The organism is Streptomyces polygonati, from assembly GCF_042650325.1.
GTDB lineage: Bacteria > Actinomycetota > Actinomycetes > Streptomycetales > Streptomycetaceae > Actinacidiphila > Actinacidiphila polygonati.
Genome location: NZ_JBHSBB010000050.1, coordinates 169,310 through 185,735 on the forward strand (window position 1 = coordinate 169,310; position 16,426 = coordinate 185,735).

13 protein-coding genes are annotated in these 16,426 nt (G+C 72.2%); 4 read left to right on the forward strand and 9 right to left on the reverse strand.

The window, feature by feature from the left end; all coding sequences use genetic code 11:
* Positions 1–6 precede the first annotated feature (6 nt).
* The 4 genes from ACFO3J_RS34290 to ACFO3J_RS34305 all read right to left on the reverse strand — a co-directional run bounded on the left by ACFO3J_RS34290 (position 7) and on the right by ACFO3J_RS34305 (position 4,219).
* On the reverse strand, positions 7–1,266 hold the full coding sequence (locus ACFO3J_RS34290; protein ID WP_386438218.1) for a beta-ketoacyl synthase N-terminal-like domain-containing protein: 1,260 nt from the start codon (positions 1,264–1,266) through the stop codon (positions 7–9).
* Complete coding sequence (locus ACFO3J_RS34295) at positions 1,263–2,531, reverse strand: beta-ketoacyl-[acyl-carrier-protein] synthase family protein (protein ID WP_386438220.1); 1,269 nt, start codon at positions 2,529–2,531, stop codon at positions 1,263–1,265. Before ACFO3J_RS34295 ends, ACFO3J_RS34290 begins: the two co-directional genes overlap by 4 nt.
* Positions 2,528–2,995, reverse strand: coding sequence for a cupin domain-containing protein (locus ACFO3J_RS34300; RefSeq protein WP_386438223.1), 468 nt, complete (start codon positions 2,993–2,995; stop codon positions 2,528–2,530). Before ACFO3J_RS34300 ends, ACFO3J_RS34295 begins: the two co-directional genes overlap by 4 nt.
* A gap of 144 nt (positions 2,996–3,139) precedes the next feature.
* The gene (locus tag ACFO3J_RS34305) at positions 3,140–4,219 is read right to left on the reverse strand and encodes a SchA/CurD-like domain-containing protein (RefSeq protein WP_386438226.1); all 1,080 of its coding nucleotides are present in this window, start codon (positions 4,217–4,219) and stop codon (positions 3,140–3,142) included.
* A 186-nt stretch (positions 4,220–4,405) separates the two neighbouring features.
* Between ACFO3J_RS34305 and ACFO3J_RS34310 the strand changes: the two genes are divergently transcribed.
* On the forward strand, positions 4,406–6,022 hold the full coding sequence (locus ACFO3J_RS34310) for an FAD-dependent oxidoreductase (protein ID WP_386438229.1): 1,617 nt from the start codon (positions 4,406–4,408) through the stop codon (positions 6,020–6,022).
* Between the two features lie 182 nt (positions 6,023–6,204).
* Here ACFO3J_RS34310 and ACFO3J_RS34315 read toward each other — a convergent pair whose 3' ends face one another.
* Positions 6,205–7,407 (reverse strand): multicopper oxidase domain-containing protein, encoded by a 1,203-nt coding sequence (locus tag ACFO3J_RS34315; RefSeq protein ID WP_386438231.1) that lies wholly within the window; start codon positions 7,405–7,407, stop codon positions 6,205–6,207.
* 427 nt (positions 7,408–7,834) lie between these two features.
* Here ACFO3J_RS34315 and ACFO3J_RS34320 point away from each other — a divergent pair, with 427 nt between their 5' ends.
* The 3 genes from ACFO3J_RS34320 (at position 7,835) to ACFO3J_RS34330 (ending at position 10,897) form a co-directional block, all read left to right on the forward strand.
* Positions 7,835–8,278 carry a hypothetical protein gene (locus tag ACFO3J_RS34320; RefSeq protein WP_386438234.1) on the forward strand — a complete coding sequence of 148 codons (444 nt, stop codon included), beginning with the start codon at positions 7,835–7,837 and terminating at the stop codon, positions 8,276–8,278.
* 190 nt (positions 8,279–8,468) lie between these two features.
* Positions 8,469–9,158, forward strand: a complete 690-nt coding sequence (locus ACFO3J_RS34325; RefSeq protein WP_386438237.1) for a class F sortase — start codon at positions 8,469–8,471, stop codon at positions 9,156–9,158.
* Between the two features lie 236 nt (positions 9,159–9,394).
* The gene (locus ACFO3J_RS34330; protein WP_386438240.1) at positions 9,395–10,897 is read left to right on the forward strand and encodes a cellulose binding domain-containing protein; all 1,503 of its coding nucleotides are present in this window, start codon (positions 9,395–9,397) and stop codon (positions 10,895–10,897) included.
* 121 nt (positions 10,898–11,018) lie between these two features.
* On the opposite strand, the gene ACFO3J_RS34335 is transcribed toward ACFO3J_RS34330, so the two are convergent.
* From ACFO3J_RS34335 to ACFO3J_RS34350, 4 genes are all read right to left on the reverse strand, one after another.
* Entirely contained in the window at positions 11,019–12,545 is a 1,527-nt protein-coding gene (locus tag ACFO3J_RS34335; protein WP_386438243.1) for a GH1 family beta-glucosidase, read from the reverse strand.
* Between the two features lie 94 nt (positions 12,546–12,639).
* Positions 12,640–13,575, reverse strand: a complete 936-nt coding sequence (locus ACFO3J_RS34340) for a carbohydrate ABC transporter permease (protein ID WP_386438246.1) — start codon at positions 13,573–13,575, stop codon at positions 12,640–12,642.
* Between the two features lie 3 nt (positions 13,576–13,578).
* A complete protein-coding gene (locus ACFO3J_RS34345; RefSeq protein ID WP_386438248.1) occupies positions 13,579–14,526 on the reverse strand; it encodes a carbohydrate ABC transporter permease in 948 nt (315 codons plus the stop codon).
* Between the two features lie 199 nt (positions 14,527–14,725).
* A complete protein-coding gene (locus tag ACFO3J_RS34350) occupies positions 14,726–16,075 on the reverse strand; it encodes an ABC transporter substrate-binding protein (protein WP_386438251.1) in 1,350 nt (449 codons plus the stop codon).
* Between the last annotated feature and the right edge of the window lie 351 nt (positions 16,076–16,426).

Consider the following 16,426-nt stretch of genomic DNA (forward strand, 5'->3'; position numbering starts at 1 on the left):
CGCGGCTCAGCGCTCGTCGCCGTGGGCGCGCCGCAGGAGCAGCGCCGAATTGCCGCCCATCAGCCCGCGGCTGAGGACGAGCGCGGTGCGGAGCCGGGTGATACGGGCCTCGCCGGTGACGATGTCGAGGTCGTGCCGCACCTCGGAGACGACATTGGGCGTCGGCGGCACCACCCCGTGTTCGAGGGCGAGCACGGCGGCCGCGGCGTCGAGCGCCCCGGCGGCGCAATAGGCGCGGCCGAAACCGGACTTGGGCGCCGTCACCGGGACGGTCGCCGCCCGCGGGCCGAGCGCGTCGGCGATGGCCAGCGCCTCCGCCCGGTCGGCGGCCGGCACCGCCATCGCGTCGGCGAAGACCACGTCCACCTCCTCGGGCGGGCAGTCCGCCTCCGCCAGCGCGCCCTCGATGGCCCGCGCCAGGCCCTCCCGGGAGCGGTCCCAGCCGGCGGTGCCGGTGAAGGTCGACGCGTGCCCGGCGACCACCGCCCGGGGCCGCGCCCCGCGCCGCCTGGCCGCCTCCTCGTCCTCCACCACGAACATCGCGCCGCCCTCGGCGGGGGAGAAGCCGCACGCGTCGCCGGTGAACGGCAGGTAGGCACGCCGGGGTTCGGCGGACAGGCTCAGCTCGGGATAGCCGAGCTGGCACACCACCGAGTACGGCGCCAGCGGCGCCTCGGTGGCGCCCAGCACCATCGCGTCGGTGCCGCGCCGGATGCTCCGGCAGGCGTGCGCGAAGGCGTCCAGGCCGCCGGGCTCGTCGTCGGTCAGCACTCCGCAGGGGCCGCGGAAGCCGCCCCGGATGGAGATCTGGCCGGTGCTCGCCGCGTAGAACCAGGCGATGGACTGGTACGGCCCGACATGCGAGGGCCCCTTGCCCCACAGCTGCTGCAACTCGCTCTGCCCGAAGGCGCCGCCGCCCGAACCGGCCGCCGTCACCACGCCGACCCCGTACGGATTGGCCGGATCGGCCGCCAAGTGGGCGTCTTCGAGGGCCAGTTCGGCGGCGGCCATGCCGAAGTGGGTGAAGCGGTCGGTCTGGACGAGGAAGCGCTCCTCGACCATGGCGGACGCGTCGAAGCCGCTGACCTCGCCGGCGACCCGCAGCGGCAGCTCCGCGCAGCCCTCCCGGGTGACGCGCCCGAGCACCGAAGTGCCCTGCTGGACCGCCTTCCAGAAGGCGTCCGTACCGATGCCGTTGGGTGCGATCACCCCCAGTCCCGTCACCACCCCCCGGCGGGAACTCCCCTGTCGGCCGGGTCCGTTCATGCCGTGCTCCTCTCGGGGTGCGCCAGCACCACCGCGGACTGGAAGCCGCCGAAACCGCTGCCGACCGACAGCACCGACCGCAGCCGGGCCTGCCGCGCGACGCGCGGCACATAGTCCAGGTCGCACTCCGGGTCCGGTGTCTCGTAGTTCGCGGTGGGGGGAATCACGTCGTTGCCGATCGCCAGGGCGCAGGCGGCGAGTTCGATCGCCCCGATGGCGCCGAGCGAGTGCCCGACCATCGACTTGATCGAACTCATCGGCACCTCGTAGGCGTGCGCGCCCAGCGACCGCTTGACCGCGGCGGTCTCGTGCCGGTCGTTCTGCTTGGTGCCCGAGCCGTGCGCGTTGACGTAGTCGATGCCGGTGGGGTCGATCCGCGCGTCGGCCAGCGCGTTGTCGATGGCCCGGGACATCTCCAGGCCCTCACTGGTCAGTCCGGTCATGTGGTAGGCGTTGCCGAAGGTGGCGAAGCCGCGCAGCTCGCAGTGGATCCGGGCGCCCCGGCGGCGGGCGTGCTCCCACTCCTCCAGCAGCAGCACGGCGCCGCCCTCGCCCAGCACGAAGCCGTCACGCGCGGCGTCGAAGGGGCGGGAGGCGTGCGCCGGGTCGTCGTTGCGCGTCGAGGTGGCCTTGATCGCGTCGAAGCAGGCCACCGTGATCGGGGAGATCGGCGACTCGGCGGCGCCGGCCACGATGATGTCGGCCTTGCCCTCCTGGACCAGGTGGAAGGCGTGGCCGACCGCGTCCAGCCCCGAGGTGCACCCGGTGGAGACGGTCTGCACCGGTCCCAGCGCGCCCAGGTCCTCGGCCACTTCGGAGCCGAGCGCGCTGGGCTGGAAGGCCCGGTGCAGATGCGCCCCGGCCTGCTCCGGGTCCACGTCCCAGCGCTTGCCGCCCTCGCTGACCGCCACGTAGTCGCGCTCCAGCCGGGTGGTGCCGCCGACCGCCGAGCCGAGCGAGATGCCGACCCGCCAGGGATCGACCGACGCCAGGTCCATGCCGCTGTCGGCGACCGCCTCCCGGGCCGCCGCCAGCGCGAACTGGATGTAGCGGTCGGCGAGTTCGGCCCGTTCGGGGCCCAGGCCCGCGCCCCGGGCGTCGAAGTCGCACTCGGCGGCGATCCGGGACCGGAAGCCCGCCGGGTCGAAAAGGGTGATGCCCCGGGTCGCGGTCCGGCCCGCGGTGAGCAGGTCCCAGAAGGCGGCCACGCCGGTGCCGCCGGGGGCGACCACGCCCAGACCGGTGACCGCCACCCGCCGGTTCACGCGCGGGCCCCGGCCGGGTCGGGGGGAGCGCTCGCGCCCGCCTCGACGACCGCGGTGGTCCGGGCGTCCTGGCTGCCCGAGGTGTCCTCGGTGTCCACGTGCCCGAGTTCCGGACGGGGCGCCAGCGGTCCCAGGTGGAAGACCATCCGGGCCTCGGTGTCGCCGACATTGCGGAACCGGTGCCGTACGTCCACCGGGATCAGCAGACCCTGATCGGGCCGCAGCGGGTGGCTCACCCCGTCCAGGTCCACCTCCAGCTTCCCGCTGACGACGAACACGAACTCCTCGGAGTACGGGTGGTAGTGCTCGCCGATCCGCTCCCCGGGCTGGATCAGCGCCAGTCCCATGAACCCGCTGGTCGATCCGACCGTCGCCGGGGTGAGCATGGCGCGCAGGTCGCCGCCGCGGCGGCGGTTGGGGCTGGTGTCGTCGAGGTGGACGATTCGCGGTTGCCGTTCGGTCATGACTGCTGCTCCTGGGAGTGCGGGGGCGCTGGGGCGCCGGGCGTGATGCGCTGGACGTGCGGACCGGCGTAGCGGCGGTCGGCCTGGGGGCCGGTGCGCGCGGGGAGTCGGGGCGGATACCCGTACGGCGGTGTACGGCGGGCGTCAGACCTTCGGCGAGGTACGCACCGCGGTACGGCCCTGGGCGTCGTCCGCTCTGCGGTCGGTGACCGGCTCCATCGCCCGTCCGCCCCGGGCCACCGCCGAGGTGTCCGCGCCGGCCCCTACGTCCACGACCCGGACCAGCACGTCACCGCGCTGGAAGACGGTGCTCGCCAGCAGCGGCTGCCCGGCGTCGGCGGCGTCCTCGGCGTCCAGAGCGGCCAGCCGGCGCGCCTCGGCCGGGCCCTGCTCGGCCTTCACCGGGTGGACGAAGGCGTGCCGGGCCACGTCGGAGGGCAGGTCGGCGGCCGCGACATGCTCGATGGCCGGCAGCGCCGCCTTGGCGAAGAAGGCCCGCGCCGAGGCGCCGTCGGTCAGGTCCCGCGCCTCCTGCAGATACGGATTGATCGCCTCCTCCACGGCCCTGACCTCGGGCTGGGCGGCCACGTGCCGCAGCGCGTTGCCCAGGTCACCGGACACCTCGACGGCCCGCACCACCCGGTTGCCGTGCATGAACAGCGAGGTGCGCAGCAGCCGGGTCGAGTCGTCCACCTGGGCCTTCGGCGACTGGTAACCGGCCAGGATCCGCGCGACCTCGGGCTCCTTGCCGGGCTCCACGGTGAAGGTGATCGCGTGCCGGACCACCCCGTTGGTGCACAGCGGCGGCGCCGGCAGCGGGTCGAGCCCGGCCGACCGGGACACCGCCGAGGTACGCGCCCGGCGGGCACCGCCCTCGGGCGTCTCGGCCGCGACCATGAACCGCAGCGAGGTGGTGTCCCGCACGGTGTTGTGCAGCGGCTCCACCATCTTGCGGTGGGCGGCGCTCTCCACCCACTCCAGGAAGGACTCGCTGTCCTCCCACTCGCTGGTGATCAGCCACTGCGAGGAGTTGCCGAGCGACTGGCACAGCTGGTCGCTGATATGACCGGGTACCGCCGCGACCTGGTGGCGGATCTGCTCGTACGCGTCGAGGAAGGCCTGCTGCTTGCCGTCGAGGACGTCCAGCAGCAGTACGACACGCAGTCGGGTGATGGTCGGAGCTGAGGGGGCCGGCGTGGTGTGCCGGTCGTCCAGAGTCGTCACGGGATGGGTTCCTCTCGGATACGCGGGCAGCCCTGCTCCCGGCGCATGCCTCATGCATATGCGGTGGGCCTGCTCGACTACCGCAATGCTCACGTAAGGGGACTCATCCCGCACCGCAAGTGATGCGGGCGAGTGAAACCCCGCCGCCGGGCTCCCGAGGACCGCCGCATAGGGAAGGGAGCATCCATGACCCTCACACCCGACGAGCGTGTGCCCGTCCTCATCACCGGCGGCTCCCTGGTGGGGCTGTCCGCGTCGCTGTTCCTCGGGCGCCTCGGCGTCGAGCACCTGCTCGTGGAGCGGCACGCGCGCACCTCCCACCACCCCCGCGGCCGCGGCAACAACGTCCGCACGATGGAACTCTTCCGGGCCGCCGGAGTGGAGCCGCAGATCCGCGGCGCCGCCTCCGTGCTGGCCGACAACCACGGCATCCTGCAGGCCGACACCCTCACCGGCGCCGAGCAGGAATGGCTGTTCAAGCAGATCGACCCGGGCGGCACGCTGGACCGGCTCAGCCCTTCCGGCTGGTGCCTGTGCAGCCAGAACGACCTGGAACCCGTACTGCTGCGCAACGCCCGTTCGCTCAGCGGCGACATCCGCTTCGGCACCGAACTGATCTCCTGCGAGCAGGACGCCGGTGGAGTGACAGCGGTGATCCGCACCCGTGAGACCGGCGAGGACCGCACCGTACGGGCCGACTATCTGATCGCCGCCGACGGACCGCGCAGCCCGGTCCGCGAACGGCTCGGCATCGGCATGACCGGCCCCGGCGACCTCTTCCACAACGTGAGCATCACCTTCCGGGCCAAGCGGCTGGCCGACGCGGTGGGCGACCGCCGCTTCATCGTCTGCTACCTGACCAACCCGGAGAGCCCGGGCGCCCTGCTGCCGGTCGACAACGAGAAGGACTGGGTGTTCCACGCGCCCTGGCGGCCGGACGACGGCGAGACGCTGGAGGACTTCACCGACGAGCGGTGCGCCCAGCTGATCCGTACCGCCACCGGCGTCCCCGACCTGGAGGTGGAGGTCACCGGGAAGGCGCCCTGGCACGCCGCCGAACGCGTGGCCGAGCGTTACTCCGAAGGACGGATCCTGCTGGCCGGCGACTCGGCGCACGAGATGTCGCCCACCGGCGCCTTCGGCTCCAATACCGGCATCCAGGACGCCCACAACCTGGCCTGGAAACTGGCCGCGGTGCTGCGCGGCTGGGCCGGCCCCGAACTCATGGAGACCTACGACGCCGAGCGCCGCCCGGTCGCGCTGGCCACCGCGGCCCGCGCCTCGGCCCGCTCCGCCGAGCACAGCCACCCCGGCTACGACGTGGCCCCGGCCGGCGGCCGGCAGGCCGGGATGCTCGCGGTGGTGCTCGCCTACCGCTATCTGGCCGGCGCCGTCGAAGGGGTGCCCGCCGACACCAAATCCATCCCCGACGAATTCAGCCCGGTGGCCCCGCCCGGTGGCCGCGCCCCGCACCTGTGGGTGCGCCGCGGCGCCGAACGGCTGTCCACACTGGACCTCTACGAGCGCAACCCGGTGCTGCTCAGCGGCCCGGCGGGCGACGCCTGGCGGGCGGCGGGGCGGCGGGTCGCCGACCACACCGGCATCCCGCTGGACTGCTACGGCATCGGGTCCGACCTGCGCCCGGAGGACGACGCGGCGTGGGCGCGGCTGCACGCGGTCGGCGACGGCGGCGCGGTGCTCGTCCGCCCGGACGGATTCATCGCCTGGCGGTCACCGGGGCCGGACGCCGACCCGGAGGCGACGCTGAGCGGAGTCCTGGAGCGGGTGCTGCGGCGCTCGTAGCCACCCCGGCGGCTCGCCGGGCCGCCGGGCCACCGGGTCGTCCGCGCCCCGTGTACGACCCGCGGGTCCCGGTCGACGGGCCCGGCCTTATCGGCCGGGCCCGTCGGCGTGCCGGGACGCCTGCGCGGGGGACCCGCGTGCCGGGGCTCTCCTCGTGCCGGCCCCGGCGGGTGCGGCTCGGCTCAGCGGGTGACGCGGTAGCGCCCGGCCATGCCCCGCATCATGTGGCCGGGCAGATGGCAGTGGTAGATCCAGTCGCCCGGGTTGTCCTCCCGGTACTCCACGGTCAGCGTGGTGGCCGGCCCGACCAGCTGCGTGTCCACCCAGCCGTCGGCGGTGCGCCAGCGGTGCCCGTGGATGTGGAAGGTGTGGAAGGAGTTGCCCAGCGTGCTCACCCGCCAGCGCACCCGCTCGCCGGCCCGCGCGGTGAAGGTCGGCGCGTTGTCCACGAAGGCGCCGCCGTTGCACAGCGACATGTCCTGGGCGAGGGAGGGCGCGTCGGCGGCCGACACATCGTGGAAGAACAGCACGAACTCCCGGTCCACCTTCGGGGTTCGCTCGTCCGTGACGGCGATCATGCCGAACAGGCCGAGTTCGGCGCCGATCTCCATCACCGGTCCCGCGCCCCCGCCGCCGTGCCCGGCGGCTTCCATCCGCATGCCGGTGCCGCTCTCGGTGCCGGAGCCGGTGGCCGAGCCGCTGCCCGTTCCCGTACCGGTGTCCGTCGCGGTGGTGTGGGCGACACTCTGCGGTGCCGCGTGGTCGTGGTAGGGCCAACTCCCCACCGAGCCGCTGGTGCAGCGCCAGACATAGGTGTACGTCGCGCCGAACGGCACCGCCGTACCAGGCCTCTTGGGGTCGTCGGCCATCCAACCCCCGTCGTTGTCCGGGTCGTAGCGGACCCCGTGCGGGTGCATACTGTGCGGCCACTTGTAGAACGTGTCGTTGTTCTTGAAGTGCACCTTGATGACGTCGCCGACCTCGCCGCGGATGACCGGGCCGGGGATGCCGCTGTTGGGGCCGATGCCCCCCGGCCCGGCGTCGGCGTCCAGCGGGCGGCCCCAGTCCCGGGTGTACGCGCGGAAACCGACCGCCTGGAAGGTGGTCTGGGCGTCGGTGAACCGCATGCCGGTCATGCCGTCCGAGCCGCTGGGCGCCGCGTTGTGCGCGAACGAGTCGGCCTGGACCCAGTATTCGCGGGTCTTTCCGCTGGACCGGAAGCTGTCGGCGGCGAACGGGTCGAGCGCGCCGCCGCGACCGCTCGCCGCGGCCTGGGGCGCGCCGGGCAGGGTCAGCGCCGCCAGGGCGCCGCCGCCGGTCAGCGCGCGCAGCAGGGTCCGGCGACCGCTGCCGGAAGGGGTGATCCGTACCAGGGGCAAAACCATGGCGTCCTCTCGGAGATGGGTGCCGCGCTACGCGTGGTCACCACGGTGGGCGGCCCCCCGCGGGCGGCCCGTCGGTCCGGGCCGAGCGGGTGACGGGTGGCGCAGTCGACGGGTGGTGCCGGGTGGTGCCGGGTGGTGCACGGGTGGAGCAGGGGCGCTGAGGGGTGATGGACGGGTGGCGGTTGACGGACGACTGGGTCAAGAGTGACCGCGGCCCCCGCCCCGCAGGCGTCGTGCGCCCGGTGGGAGGCCCGAGTTGGCCCGCTCGGGGGGCCTGGCGTCACCCGGAGGGCCTATTCCGTACCCCCGGCGGCCCTCCCGAGTGGCAGGCCGGTCGCACGTCACGGACGGTGAGCATGTCGCCACTACGCTTTCCCGGTCCGGTACGAAGCCGACCGGCGTACGTCGCGACGGAAGGAAAGTCCCCATGCGTACTGCCCGCTCGCTTCTGGCCGGTGCCGCCCTCACCGCCTGCCTCGCCATCGCCGCCCCGGCCGCCCACGCCACGGGCGCCGTCAACGCCTACGACCCGAGCGCGCCCTCCGCTTCCGCCCCCGGCGGCCACGACGGTGGCGACTGGCAGAAGGGCTCCGGCGACGAGGGCCGCCAGAGCGACCAGGGCCGTCAGGGCGGCGACGAGGGTCGTCAGGGCGGCGAGGGCCGTCAGGGCGGCGACGAGGGCCGTCAGGGTGGCGAAGAGGGCTCCCGGCACCAGCCGCACGGTGGCATGCACACCGGCGGTGGCGGCCTCGCGCTGTCCGGCGGCGGCAGCCTCGCCGCCGGCTCCTTCCTGCTGCTCGGCGGCCTCGGCGCGGGCGCGTGGGCACTGCGTCGTCGCGGCGCGGGCAACGGCGCGAGCGCCGCGGTCTGACGCGGACGGGACCGCCCCTTCGTGGGCCTCACGGTGACCTGACCCACCGGGAGCGCCCCACCGGCGCGTGATCCGTCACCGCGCGCCGCACGGCGTGGCCACCGCTCTCCCCCCCCCGGCGGTGGCCACGCCGACCCCGTACCGCCCGCACCCCGGACCGCTCGCCGGGGCCCTCGAAAGGCAATGCCCGATGGCCGTGCAGTCCCCGCAGCGCGACACCCCTCCGGTTTCCGACGGCCGGCCGCGGATGATGCGCTGGGCCGCCGCCGCGGCCCTGCTGGGCGCGCTCATGATGTACAACTCGCTGACCCACGCCCAGGGCCAGGCGCCGGTGAGCGGCGCGGTGATCCCGTCGCAGCCCGTGCCCGCGGTCAGCCAGCCGAGCGTCCAAGTACCGGACGGCGGGCCCGGGATGGGCCGGTCGGAGCCGACCCTGCTGTCCATCCCCGACATCGGGGTGAACGCGCCCTTCACCGAACTCTCGCTGGGCTCCGACGGCCGGCTCCAGCCGCCGCCCGAGGACAACGCCAATCTGGCCGGCTGGTACGGCGACGGGCCGACGCCGGGGGAGCGGGGCAACGCCATCGTGGCCGGACACGTCGACACCAGGACCGGGCCCGCGGTGTTCGCCCTGCTGTCGCTGGTCAAGCAGGGAGAGGGGGTCGCGATCACCCGCGCGGACAACACGGTCGCCCGCTTCACCGTCGACTCGGTGGAGACCTTCGCCAAGGACGACTTCCCGGACCAGCGGGTCTACGGCGAGACGCAGGACGCCGAACTGCGGATCATCACCTGCGGCGGCACCTTCGACCACAAGAAGCAGGACTACCAGGACAATGTGGTCGTCTTCGCCCACCTGGACCCCAGCCGGGAGAACTGACCGCCCGGCGCGGAGCCGCCTCGGGTTCGCGGCCCGCCAGGAGACCCGGAGCCGCCGCGCGTGCGGGGCCGGATCAAACCCGCAGGAAGCGGCGGCTCCATTAAGCCCCTCCTTTCGCTTCCTTAAGCCCGCCATAAGAAGCCGCCCCACCGCCGCCAACTGGGCTTTTGTCCGTTGCCCGGCGGCTAGCGTGCATGCCGCGTCCCCTACTCCCGAGTACGAGGCAGGCACCCCCCATGGCAACCACCCACCGCCGCCGTCCCGGCCGCCGGGCTCAACTCATCGGCGCGGTCACCGTGGCCGCGGCCGTAGCCGCCGGCGCCTTCGCCCTCGCCGGGCCCGCCAGCGCCGCGACGGTCGGTGCCGCATACTCCCGGACCAGTGACTGGACGACCGGTTACACCGGCCAGTACGTGATCACCAACTCCGACAGCGCCCCCCTGAAGGGCTGGACGCTGAAGTTCGATCTGCCGGCCGGCACCGGTGTCAGCTCGCTGTGGAACGGCGACTTCACCGTCTCGGGCCGGACCGTGACCGTCACTCCGGCGAGCTGGAACAGCACCATCCCGCCGGGCGGTTCGGCGGAGGTCGGCTTCGTCACCCAGTCCGCCGTACGGGCCGCCGCCCCCGTCAACTGCCTCATCAACAACGTCAAGTGCTCGGTGTCGGACCAGCCCACGCCCACCCCGACCGGCCACCCGACAGCGACGGCGGCCCCGACCGCGACCCCCACGGCGGCGCCGACACAAAAGCCGACGCAGACCCCCACCCAGCAGCCGACGCAGACCCCGACCGCGAAGCCCACCCCCACGCCCACCCCCACCGCGGGCAGCGGCTCGACGGCCTCCGGCGGCTTCGCTCCCTACGTGGACACCTCGCTCTACCCGGCCTACGACCTCACCGGCGCCATGACCGCGAACGGAGTCAAGCAGTTCAATCTCGCCTTCGTCGTCTCCGGCGGCGGCTGCACCCCCAAGTGGGGCGGGGTCACCGACCTCGGCAGTGACGCGGTGGCCGCGCAGATCGGCGCGGTACGGGCGGCCGGCGGCGATGTCCGGGTCTCCTTCGGCGGTGCCAACGGCAGCGAACTGGCCGCCGCCTGCTCCTCGGCCACCGACCTGGCGACCGCGTACGGCAAGGTCATCGACCAGTACAAGCTGACGAAGGTGGACTTCGACGTGGAGGGCGGCGCGCTGCCCGACACCGCCGCCAACACCCGCCGCGCCCAGGCCGTCGCCCAGCTCCAGCGCGGCCACAGCGGCCTCCAGGTCTCCTACACGCTGCCCGCGATGCCCACCGGCCTCACCCAGGACGGCATTGATCTGCTGGCGAACGCCAAGAGCAACGGCGTCGACGTGCACGCGGTGAACATCATGGCGATGGACTACGGCTCGTCCTTCACCGGCGACATGGGCCAGTACGCGATCGACGGCGCCACCGCCACCCAGGCCCAGGTCAAGAGTGTGCTGGGGCTGTCCGACGCGGCGGCCTGGAGCAAGATCGCGGTCACCCCGATGATCGGGCTGAACGACGTGAACACCGAGACGTTCACGGTCGCCGACGCCACGCGGCTGGTGGACTTCGCCCGGACCAAGCACCTGGCCTGGCTGTCGATGTGGTCAGCGACCCGCGACAAGCAGTGCGCGGGCGGCGCCCAGAGCTGGGCCGACGCCTCGTGCAGCTCGATCACCCAGAGCGCGGGCGCCTTCTCCAAGGCGTTCGCCGCCTATACGGGCTGACCGGTCCGCCGCGACAGACCACCGGCCGTTCCTCTCTTACCCCCACGGGAGAGGAGCGGCCGGCCCATTGCCGCGGTGCGGCGGGACAGCACCCTCGAACCGCCCCACCGCACCCGTCCCTTCAGGACCTCCCGGCCTCCTCCGGGAGACCCGGAAGGACGTTGTCGCGCGCCACCGCCGCGTACCAGTGCGCGCTCCGCTTGGGGATCCGCCGCTGCGTCGGGAAGTCCACGTACACCGCGCCGAAGCGCTTGCTGTAGCCGTAGCCCCACTCGAAGTTGTCCATCAGCGACCACAGGAAGTAGCCGCGCACATCGGCGCCGTCGGCCAGCGCGCGGTGCACCGCCGCCAGGTGGCCGTGCACGTACTCGATCCGCTGCGGGTCGTTGACCGCGCCCTCGGGGGAGACGTAGTCGTCGTAGGCGGCGCCGTTCTCGGTGACCATCATCGGCAGTTCGGGGTGCTCGCGGGTGATCCGCATCAGCAGGTCGTACAGGCCGCTGGCGTCCACCGACCAGCGCATCGCGGTGGTCTCGCCGGGGGACAGGTGGAAGGCGACATGCTCCGAGCCCGGCCAGGGGGAGTAGTCGCTGGCGCCGTGGCCGTCGTTGCGCGCCAGATCGGCGCCGCCCGTCGCCCGGCCGTCCGAAACCAGCGTCGGCGTGTAGTAGTTGATGCCCAGCAGGTCGATCGGCCGGGAGATCTCGGCGAGGTCGCCGTCGTGCACCAGCTCGTCCCAGTCCACCAGGTGCGCGGTGTCGGTGAGCAGGTCCGCCGGGTAGGCGCCGTCCAGGATCGGGCCGAGGAAGACCCGGTTGCCCACCGCGTCGATCCGGCGGGCCGCGTCCAGGTCGGCGGCCGACTCCGAAAGCGGTCTGATCTGGTGCAGATTGAGGGTGATGGAGGTCTGCGCGGTGTCCGGGAGTACGGACCGCAGCACCCCGATCGCCTTGCCGTGCGCCAGGTTGAGGTGGTGCACGGCCTTCAGCGACGCCTGCGGGTCGGTGCGGCCGGGCGCGTGCACCCCGGAGCCGTAGCCCAGATAGGCGGAGCACCAGGGCTCGTTGAGGGTGGTGAAGTAGGGCACCCGGTCGCCGAGGGCGCCGCCCACGATGCCCGCGTACTCCGCGAACCGCTCGGCGGTGTCCCGGACCGTCCACCCGCCGACGTTCTCCAGCTCCTGCGGCAGGTCCCAGTGGTAGAGGGTGGCCACCGGGGTGATCCCGCGGGCCAGCAGCTCGTCCACCAGCTGCCGGTAGAAGTCCAGCCCGCGCTGCACGGCCGGACCGCGCCCGGTCGGCTGCACCCGCGACCAGGACACCGAGAAGCGGTACGCGCCCAGATTCAGGTCGGACATCAGGCCCACGTCGTCGCGGAACCGGTGGTAGTGGTCGGCCGCGATGTCACCGGTGTCGCCGTTGAGCACCCGGCCGGGAGTGTGGCTGAAGGTGTCCCAGATCGACGGGGTACGGCCGTCCTCGGCCGCGGCCCCCTCGATCTGGTAGGCGGCGGTGGCCGCCCCCCAGACGAAGCCGGGGGGAAATCGGAGCGGAGCCGGGGCCTCGGAGCTTTCGGTACTCGCGGCGTGGGTGGCGCCGCTCCCTGAACTCGGGGCGCTCTGGGCGCTCTTGGAACGGACAACTGTCATGGCGGGGGACTCCAAGGGGAATCAGGGGGTCGTCGGGGGACGCGGCGGGCAGGCGGGCTCGTGGCAGGGACGCGCGGGATCTCAGGGCAGCGGCTCAGCTCTTGACGGCGCCGGCCGTGATGCCGCCGACTATCTGCCGGCCGAGCACGGCGAAGACCAGCAGCAGCGGCAGGGTGGCCACCAGCGCACCCGTGACGACCACCGCGTGGTCGATGGTGTGGTCACCGGACCCCAGACCCGCGAGCGCGACCTGGACCGTCGGATTCTGCTGGTTCAGCGCGATGAACGGCCAGAAGAAGTCGTTCCAGGACTGCACGAAGACGAGCATGCCGAGCACCGCCATGGCCGGCCGCGCGATCGGGAAGACCACGTGCCAGATGATCCGCATCGAGTTCGCCCCGTCCATCCGGGCCGCCTCGACGAGCTCCACCGGCAGCGCCTCGGCGAGGAACTGCCGCATGAAGAACACCCCGAAGGCGGCGACCAGCGACGGCAGGATCACCGACTGGATGTGCCCGACCCAGCCCACGTTGGTGATGATCTGGTAGAGCGGGATCACCGTGAGCTGCGGCGGGATCGTCATGGTCGCCACCACGACGGTCAGCAGCGCGTTGCGGCCGCGGAAGTCCAGCTTGGCGAAGGCGAATCCGGCCAGCGTCGCGAACAGCACGGTGCTGAAGGCCACACACCCGGCCACGATCGTGGAGTTGATCAGTGCCGTGGTCATGTCGACCTGGTCCCACACGATCTTCAGGTTCTCGATCAGGTGGCTGCCCGGCAGCAGCGGTGTGGGCGGGGTGACGATGTCGGTGTCGGTGTGCGAGGCCGCGACCACCGTCCAGTACAGCGGGAAGAGCGAGACGAGCGTGGCCACGATCAGGAAGACATAGGCGACCGGGCCGCCGTTGTGCTGCTTGCCCGCGCCGCCCGCGTGCGGCAGCCGCAACAGGCGTGCCCGTCGGGGCCGTTCGGCGGTGGCGGCGGGCTGCCGGGGCCCGGAGGGCGTGACCGGCCGGGTGAGCTGTGCCATCGGTCAGCCTCCCTGCTTCTGGCGGTTCTTCCGCAGCACGAACAGTTGGACGGTCCCGATGAGCAGCAGGATCAGCAGCATCACCCAGGCCACCGCGGACGCCTGGCCGAGCTCGCCGATCTGCCAGCCCTTGTCGTACATGTACAGGCTCAGTGTCTGGTACTGGTGCGCGGACCCGCCCGAGGCGCTGTTGCCGCCGTAGATCAGCGGCTCACCGAACAGCTGGGTGGCGCCGATGGTCGACACGATGATGGTGAAGAAGATGGTGGGCCGGATCGAGGGGATCGTCACGCTGATGAACTGCCGCCAGCGCGAGGCCCCGTCCAGCGCCGCCGCCTCGTAGAGATCACCCGGCACCGCCTGCATGGCGGCCAGGTAGATCAGCGCGTTGTAGCCGGTCCAGCGCCAGGTCACGATGGAGGAGATCGCGATCTGGGACGGCCACTTGGACGACGACCACTGCACCGGGTCGATGCCGAGGTGCCCGAGGAGCTGGTTGATCATCCCGTAGTCGGGGTTGAACAGCTGCACGAACACCAGCGAGGCGGCCGCGATCGAGGTGGCGTAGGGCGCCAGCACCGCGACCCGGAAGAAACCGCGGGCCCGCAGCTTGTAGTTGAGCAGGTGCGCCAGCCCCAGCGCCATCATCAGCTGCGGGACGGTGGAGATCAGACCGAGGGTGAAGGTGTTGCGCAGCGCGTTCCAGAAGAACTCGTTGTGCCACAGCTCGGTGTAGTTCCGGAAGCCGGCCCAGGTGGCGCCGGTGCCGAGCTGCACCTCGTTGAGGGACAGCCAGCCGGTGTAGATCAGCGGGAACAGCCCGAAGGCCGCGAAGCAGAGGAAGAAGGGGGCGATGTACGCGTACGGCGACGCCTTGGTGTCCAGCCGGTACAGCTTGCTGCGCCAGCCGGCTTGGCTGCCGTCGGACTCCGCCCTGACGGAGGTGGCCACGAGGGCGTCCTTCCGGTAGGGGAGCGGGCGAGGGTGGGTGGTGCGGGCGAGGGGAGGACCGGGGCGGGTCCCTGGTCGGCCGGGGAGGGGAAGGGACAGGGGACGCGGGACAGGAGGAGGGGGGAGAGGCAGCGGGAGGACAGCCGGTGGGCCGCCCGGCAGGCGGAGGAGGACTGCCGGGCGGCCCGTGACCGCGGTCTCAGCTGCCGACCTTGTCCTTCACCTGGGCCTGGACGTTGGCCCAGGCCTTGTCCTTCGAGGTGCCGCGCTGCTCCATGTCGAGCAGCCCGTTCTGGGTGATGGTGTCCTTGACCACGCCGTCGTTCGGGCCGATCGGGGCCGGCTTGATGTTGTTGGCGGTGGCCGTGAAGATCTTGCCGATCGGAGTGCCGGGGAAGTACGGGTTGGTGGTGTTCAGCACCGCCGGGTCGGACAGCGCGGACTTCACCGAGGGGATGTTGCCGAACTTCTGGAAGACCTTGATCTCCTGCGCCGGGGCGGTCAGCCACTGCGCCAGCGCGGTGGCCTCCGCCACGTGCTTGCCGGTCTTCGGCACGCCCAGGAAGGAGCCGCCCCAGTTGCCGGCCTGCGGCGGCTGGGCGATGTCCCACTTGCCCTGGTTCGCCGGACCGGAGTTGGTGGCGACCAGACCGACCATCCAGCTCGGGCAGGCGACGGTGGCGAACTTGTTGGTCTTGAAGGCCGCGCTCCACGTGTTGTTCGCGTCGAACTGCTGCAGCTTCGCGGTCAGGCCGTCCTGCACGGCCTGCGCCGCCAGGTTCCAGGCCGTCTGCACACCGGGACTGCTGTCGTAGACGAGCTTGCCGCTCGGGTCGGTGTACTGCGTGGTCTGGCTGGACAGCACGGCGTTGAACAGGCCGCTGGCGGAGTCGGTGAACGCCGCGCCGGCCGGTGCCTTCGCCTTGAACTGCTTGCCGACGGCGACGAACTTGCTCCAGTCGCCCGCCCACAGGGCCGCGACGGCGTCCCGGTCGGTCGGCAGCCCGGCCTGCTGGAACAGGTCCTTGCGGTAGCAGATCGCGGTCGGGCCGACATCGGTGCCGACACCGATGATCTTGCCGTCGGTGGTGGTGGCTTCCTTCTCCTTGTAGTCCAGCCAGTCTCCGGCGTTGAAGCCCTTGACGGTGTTGAAGTCCACGAACTTCGACGCGTACTGCGGCTGGGTGGCGTTGGCGACGAAACCGATCTCGATGGCCTGGATGTCGTCCAGCCCGCTGTTCTGGGTCAGGTGCAGCTTGAGGGAGTTCCAGTACGCCCCGCTGTCGGCGACGTTGTCCTCGACCACGGTGATGTTCGGGTGCAGCGCGTGGTACGCGGCGAAGAGCTGGGCGCCGGTCTTGTCGTCGTAGCCGAACGAGCCGAAGTCGCCGATGCGCAGGGTGATCTTCTCGTTCGCGGAGGACTTGCCGCCGCCCCCGCTGCCGGAATCCTTGCTGTTGCTGCTGCAGCCGGTGATCAGGGTCGCGCAGGCTGCGAGACCCGCGACCGCTATGACGGCGGCCCTGCGGGTTCTGCCGGAAGTGCGCATTCCACTCTCCTTGTCAGGGTGGGTCGGCGTGCGGGTACTGCTGTGACCGCTATATGGGAGCGCTCCCACTAGGCTTCCCGGAACAGTCACGCCTCGGGGGGTCCAGTGTCAAGACGTGAAGACGTTTTCGTTGCCGGAACGTGTCCGGGACTGACGTGAGATCACTTCTTGAACTCAAGTCCCCATCCGCCCCGTACGAGTGGCCCGCCGGGCCCCGGTCCGGCCGTCCGGCCGCGGAACGGCGTGGGGACCAGGGCGGTCTTGTATCGTGGGAGCGCTCTCAACCGCCCACGGAGGCGAGTACGGCGGGCGCTAAGGTGGCGCGACGGAAAGCCAGCAGGAGGCGGAAGT

Coding starts and splice junctions, on each gene's coding strand:
- ACFO3J_RS34290 (WP_386438218.1), bottom strand. CDS start 1,266: ATGAACGGACCCGGCCGACAGGGGAGTTCCCGCCGGGGGGTGGTGACG.
- ACFO3J_RS34300 (WP_386438223.1), bottom strand. CDS start 2,995: ATGACCGAACGGCAACCGCGAATCGTCCACCTCGACGACACCAGCCCC.
- ACFO3J_RS34310 (WP_386438229.1), top strand. CDS start 4,406: ATGACCCTCACACCCGACGAGCGTGTGCCCGTCCTCATCACCGGCGGC.
- ACFO3J_RS34315 (WP_386438231.1), bottom strand. CDS start 7,407: ATGGTTTTGCCCCTGGTACGGATCACCCCTTCCGGCAGCGGTCGCCGG.
- ACFO3J_RS34320 (WP_386438234.1), top strand. CDS start 7,835: ATGCGTACTGCCCGCTCGCTTCTGGCCGGTGCCGCCCTCACCGCCTGC.
- ACFO3J_RS34325 (WP_386438237.1), top strand. CDS start 8,469: ATGGCCGTGCAGTCCCCGCAGCGCGACACCCCTCCGGTTTCCGACGGC.
- ACFO3J_RS34330 (WP_386438240.1), top strand. CDS start 9,395: ATGGCAACCACCCACCGCCGCCGTCCCGGCCGCCGGGCTCAACTCATC.
- ACFO3J_RS34335 (WP_386438243.1), bottom strand. CDS start 12,545: ATGACAGTTGTCCGTTCCAAGAGCGCCCAGAGCGCCCCGAGTTCAGGG.
- ACFO3J_RS34340 (WP_386438246.1), bottom strand. CDS start 13,575: ATGGCACAGCTCACCCGGCCGGTCACGCCCTCCGGGCCCCGGCAGCCC.
- ACFO3J_RS34350 (WP_386438251.1), bottom strand. CDS start 16,075: ATGCGCACTTCCGGCAGAACCCGCAGGGCCGCCGTCATAGCGGTCGCG.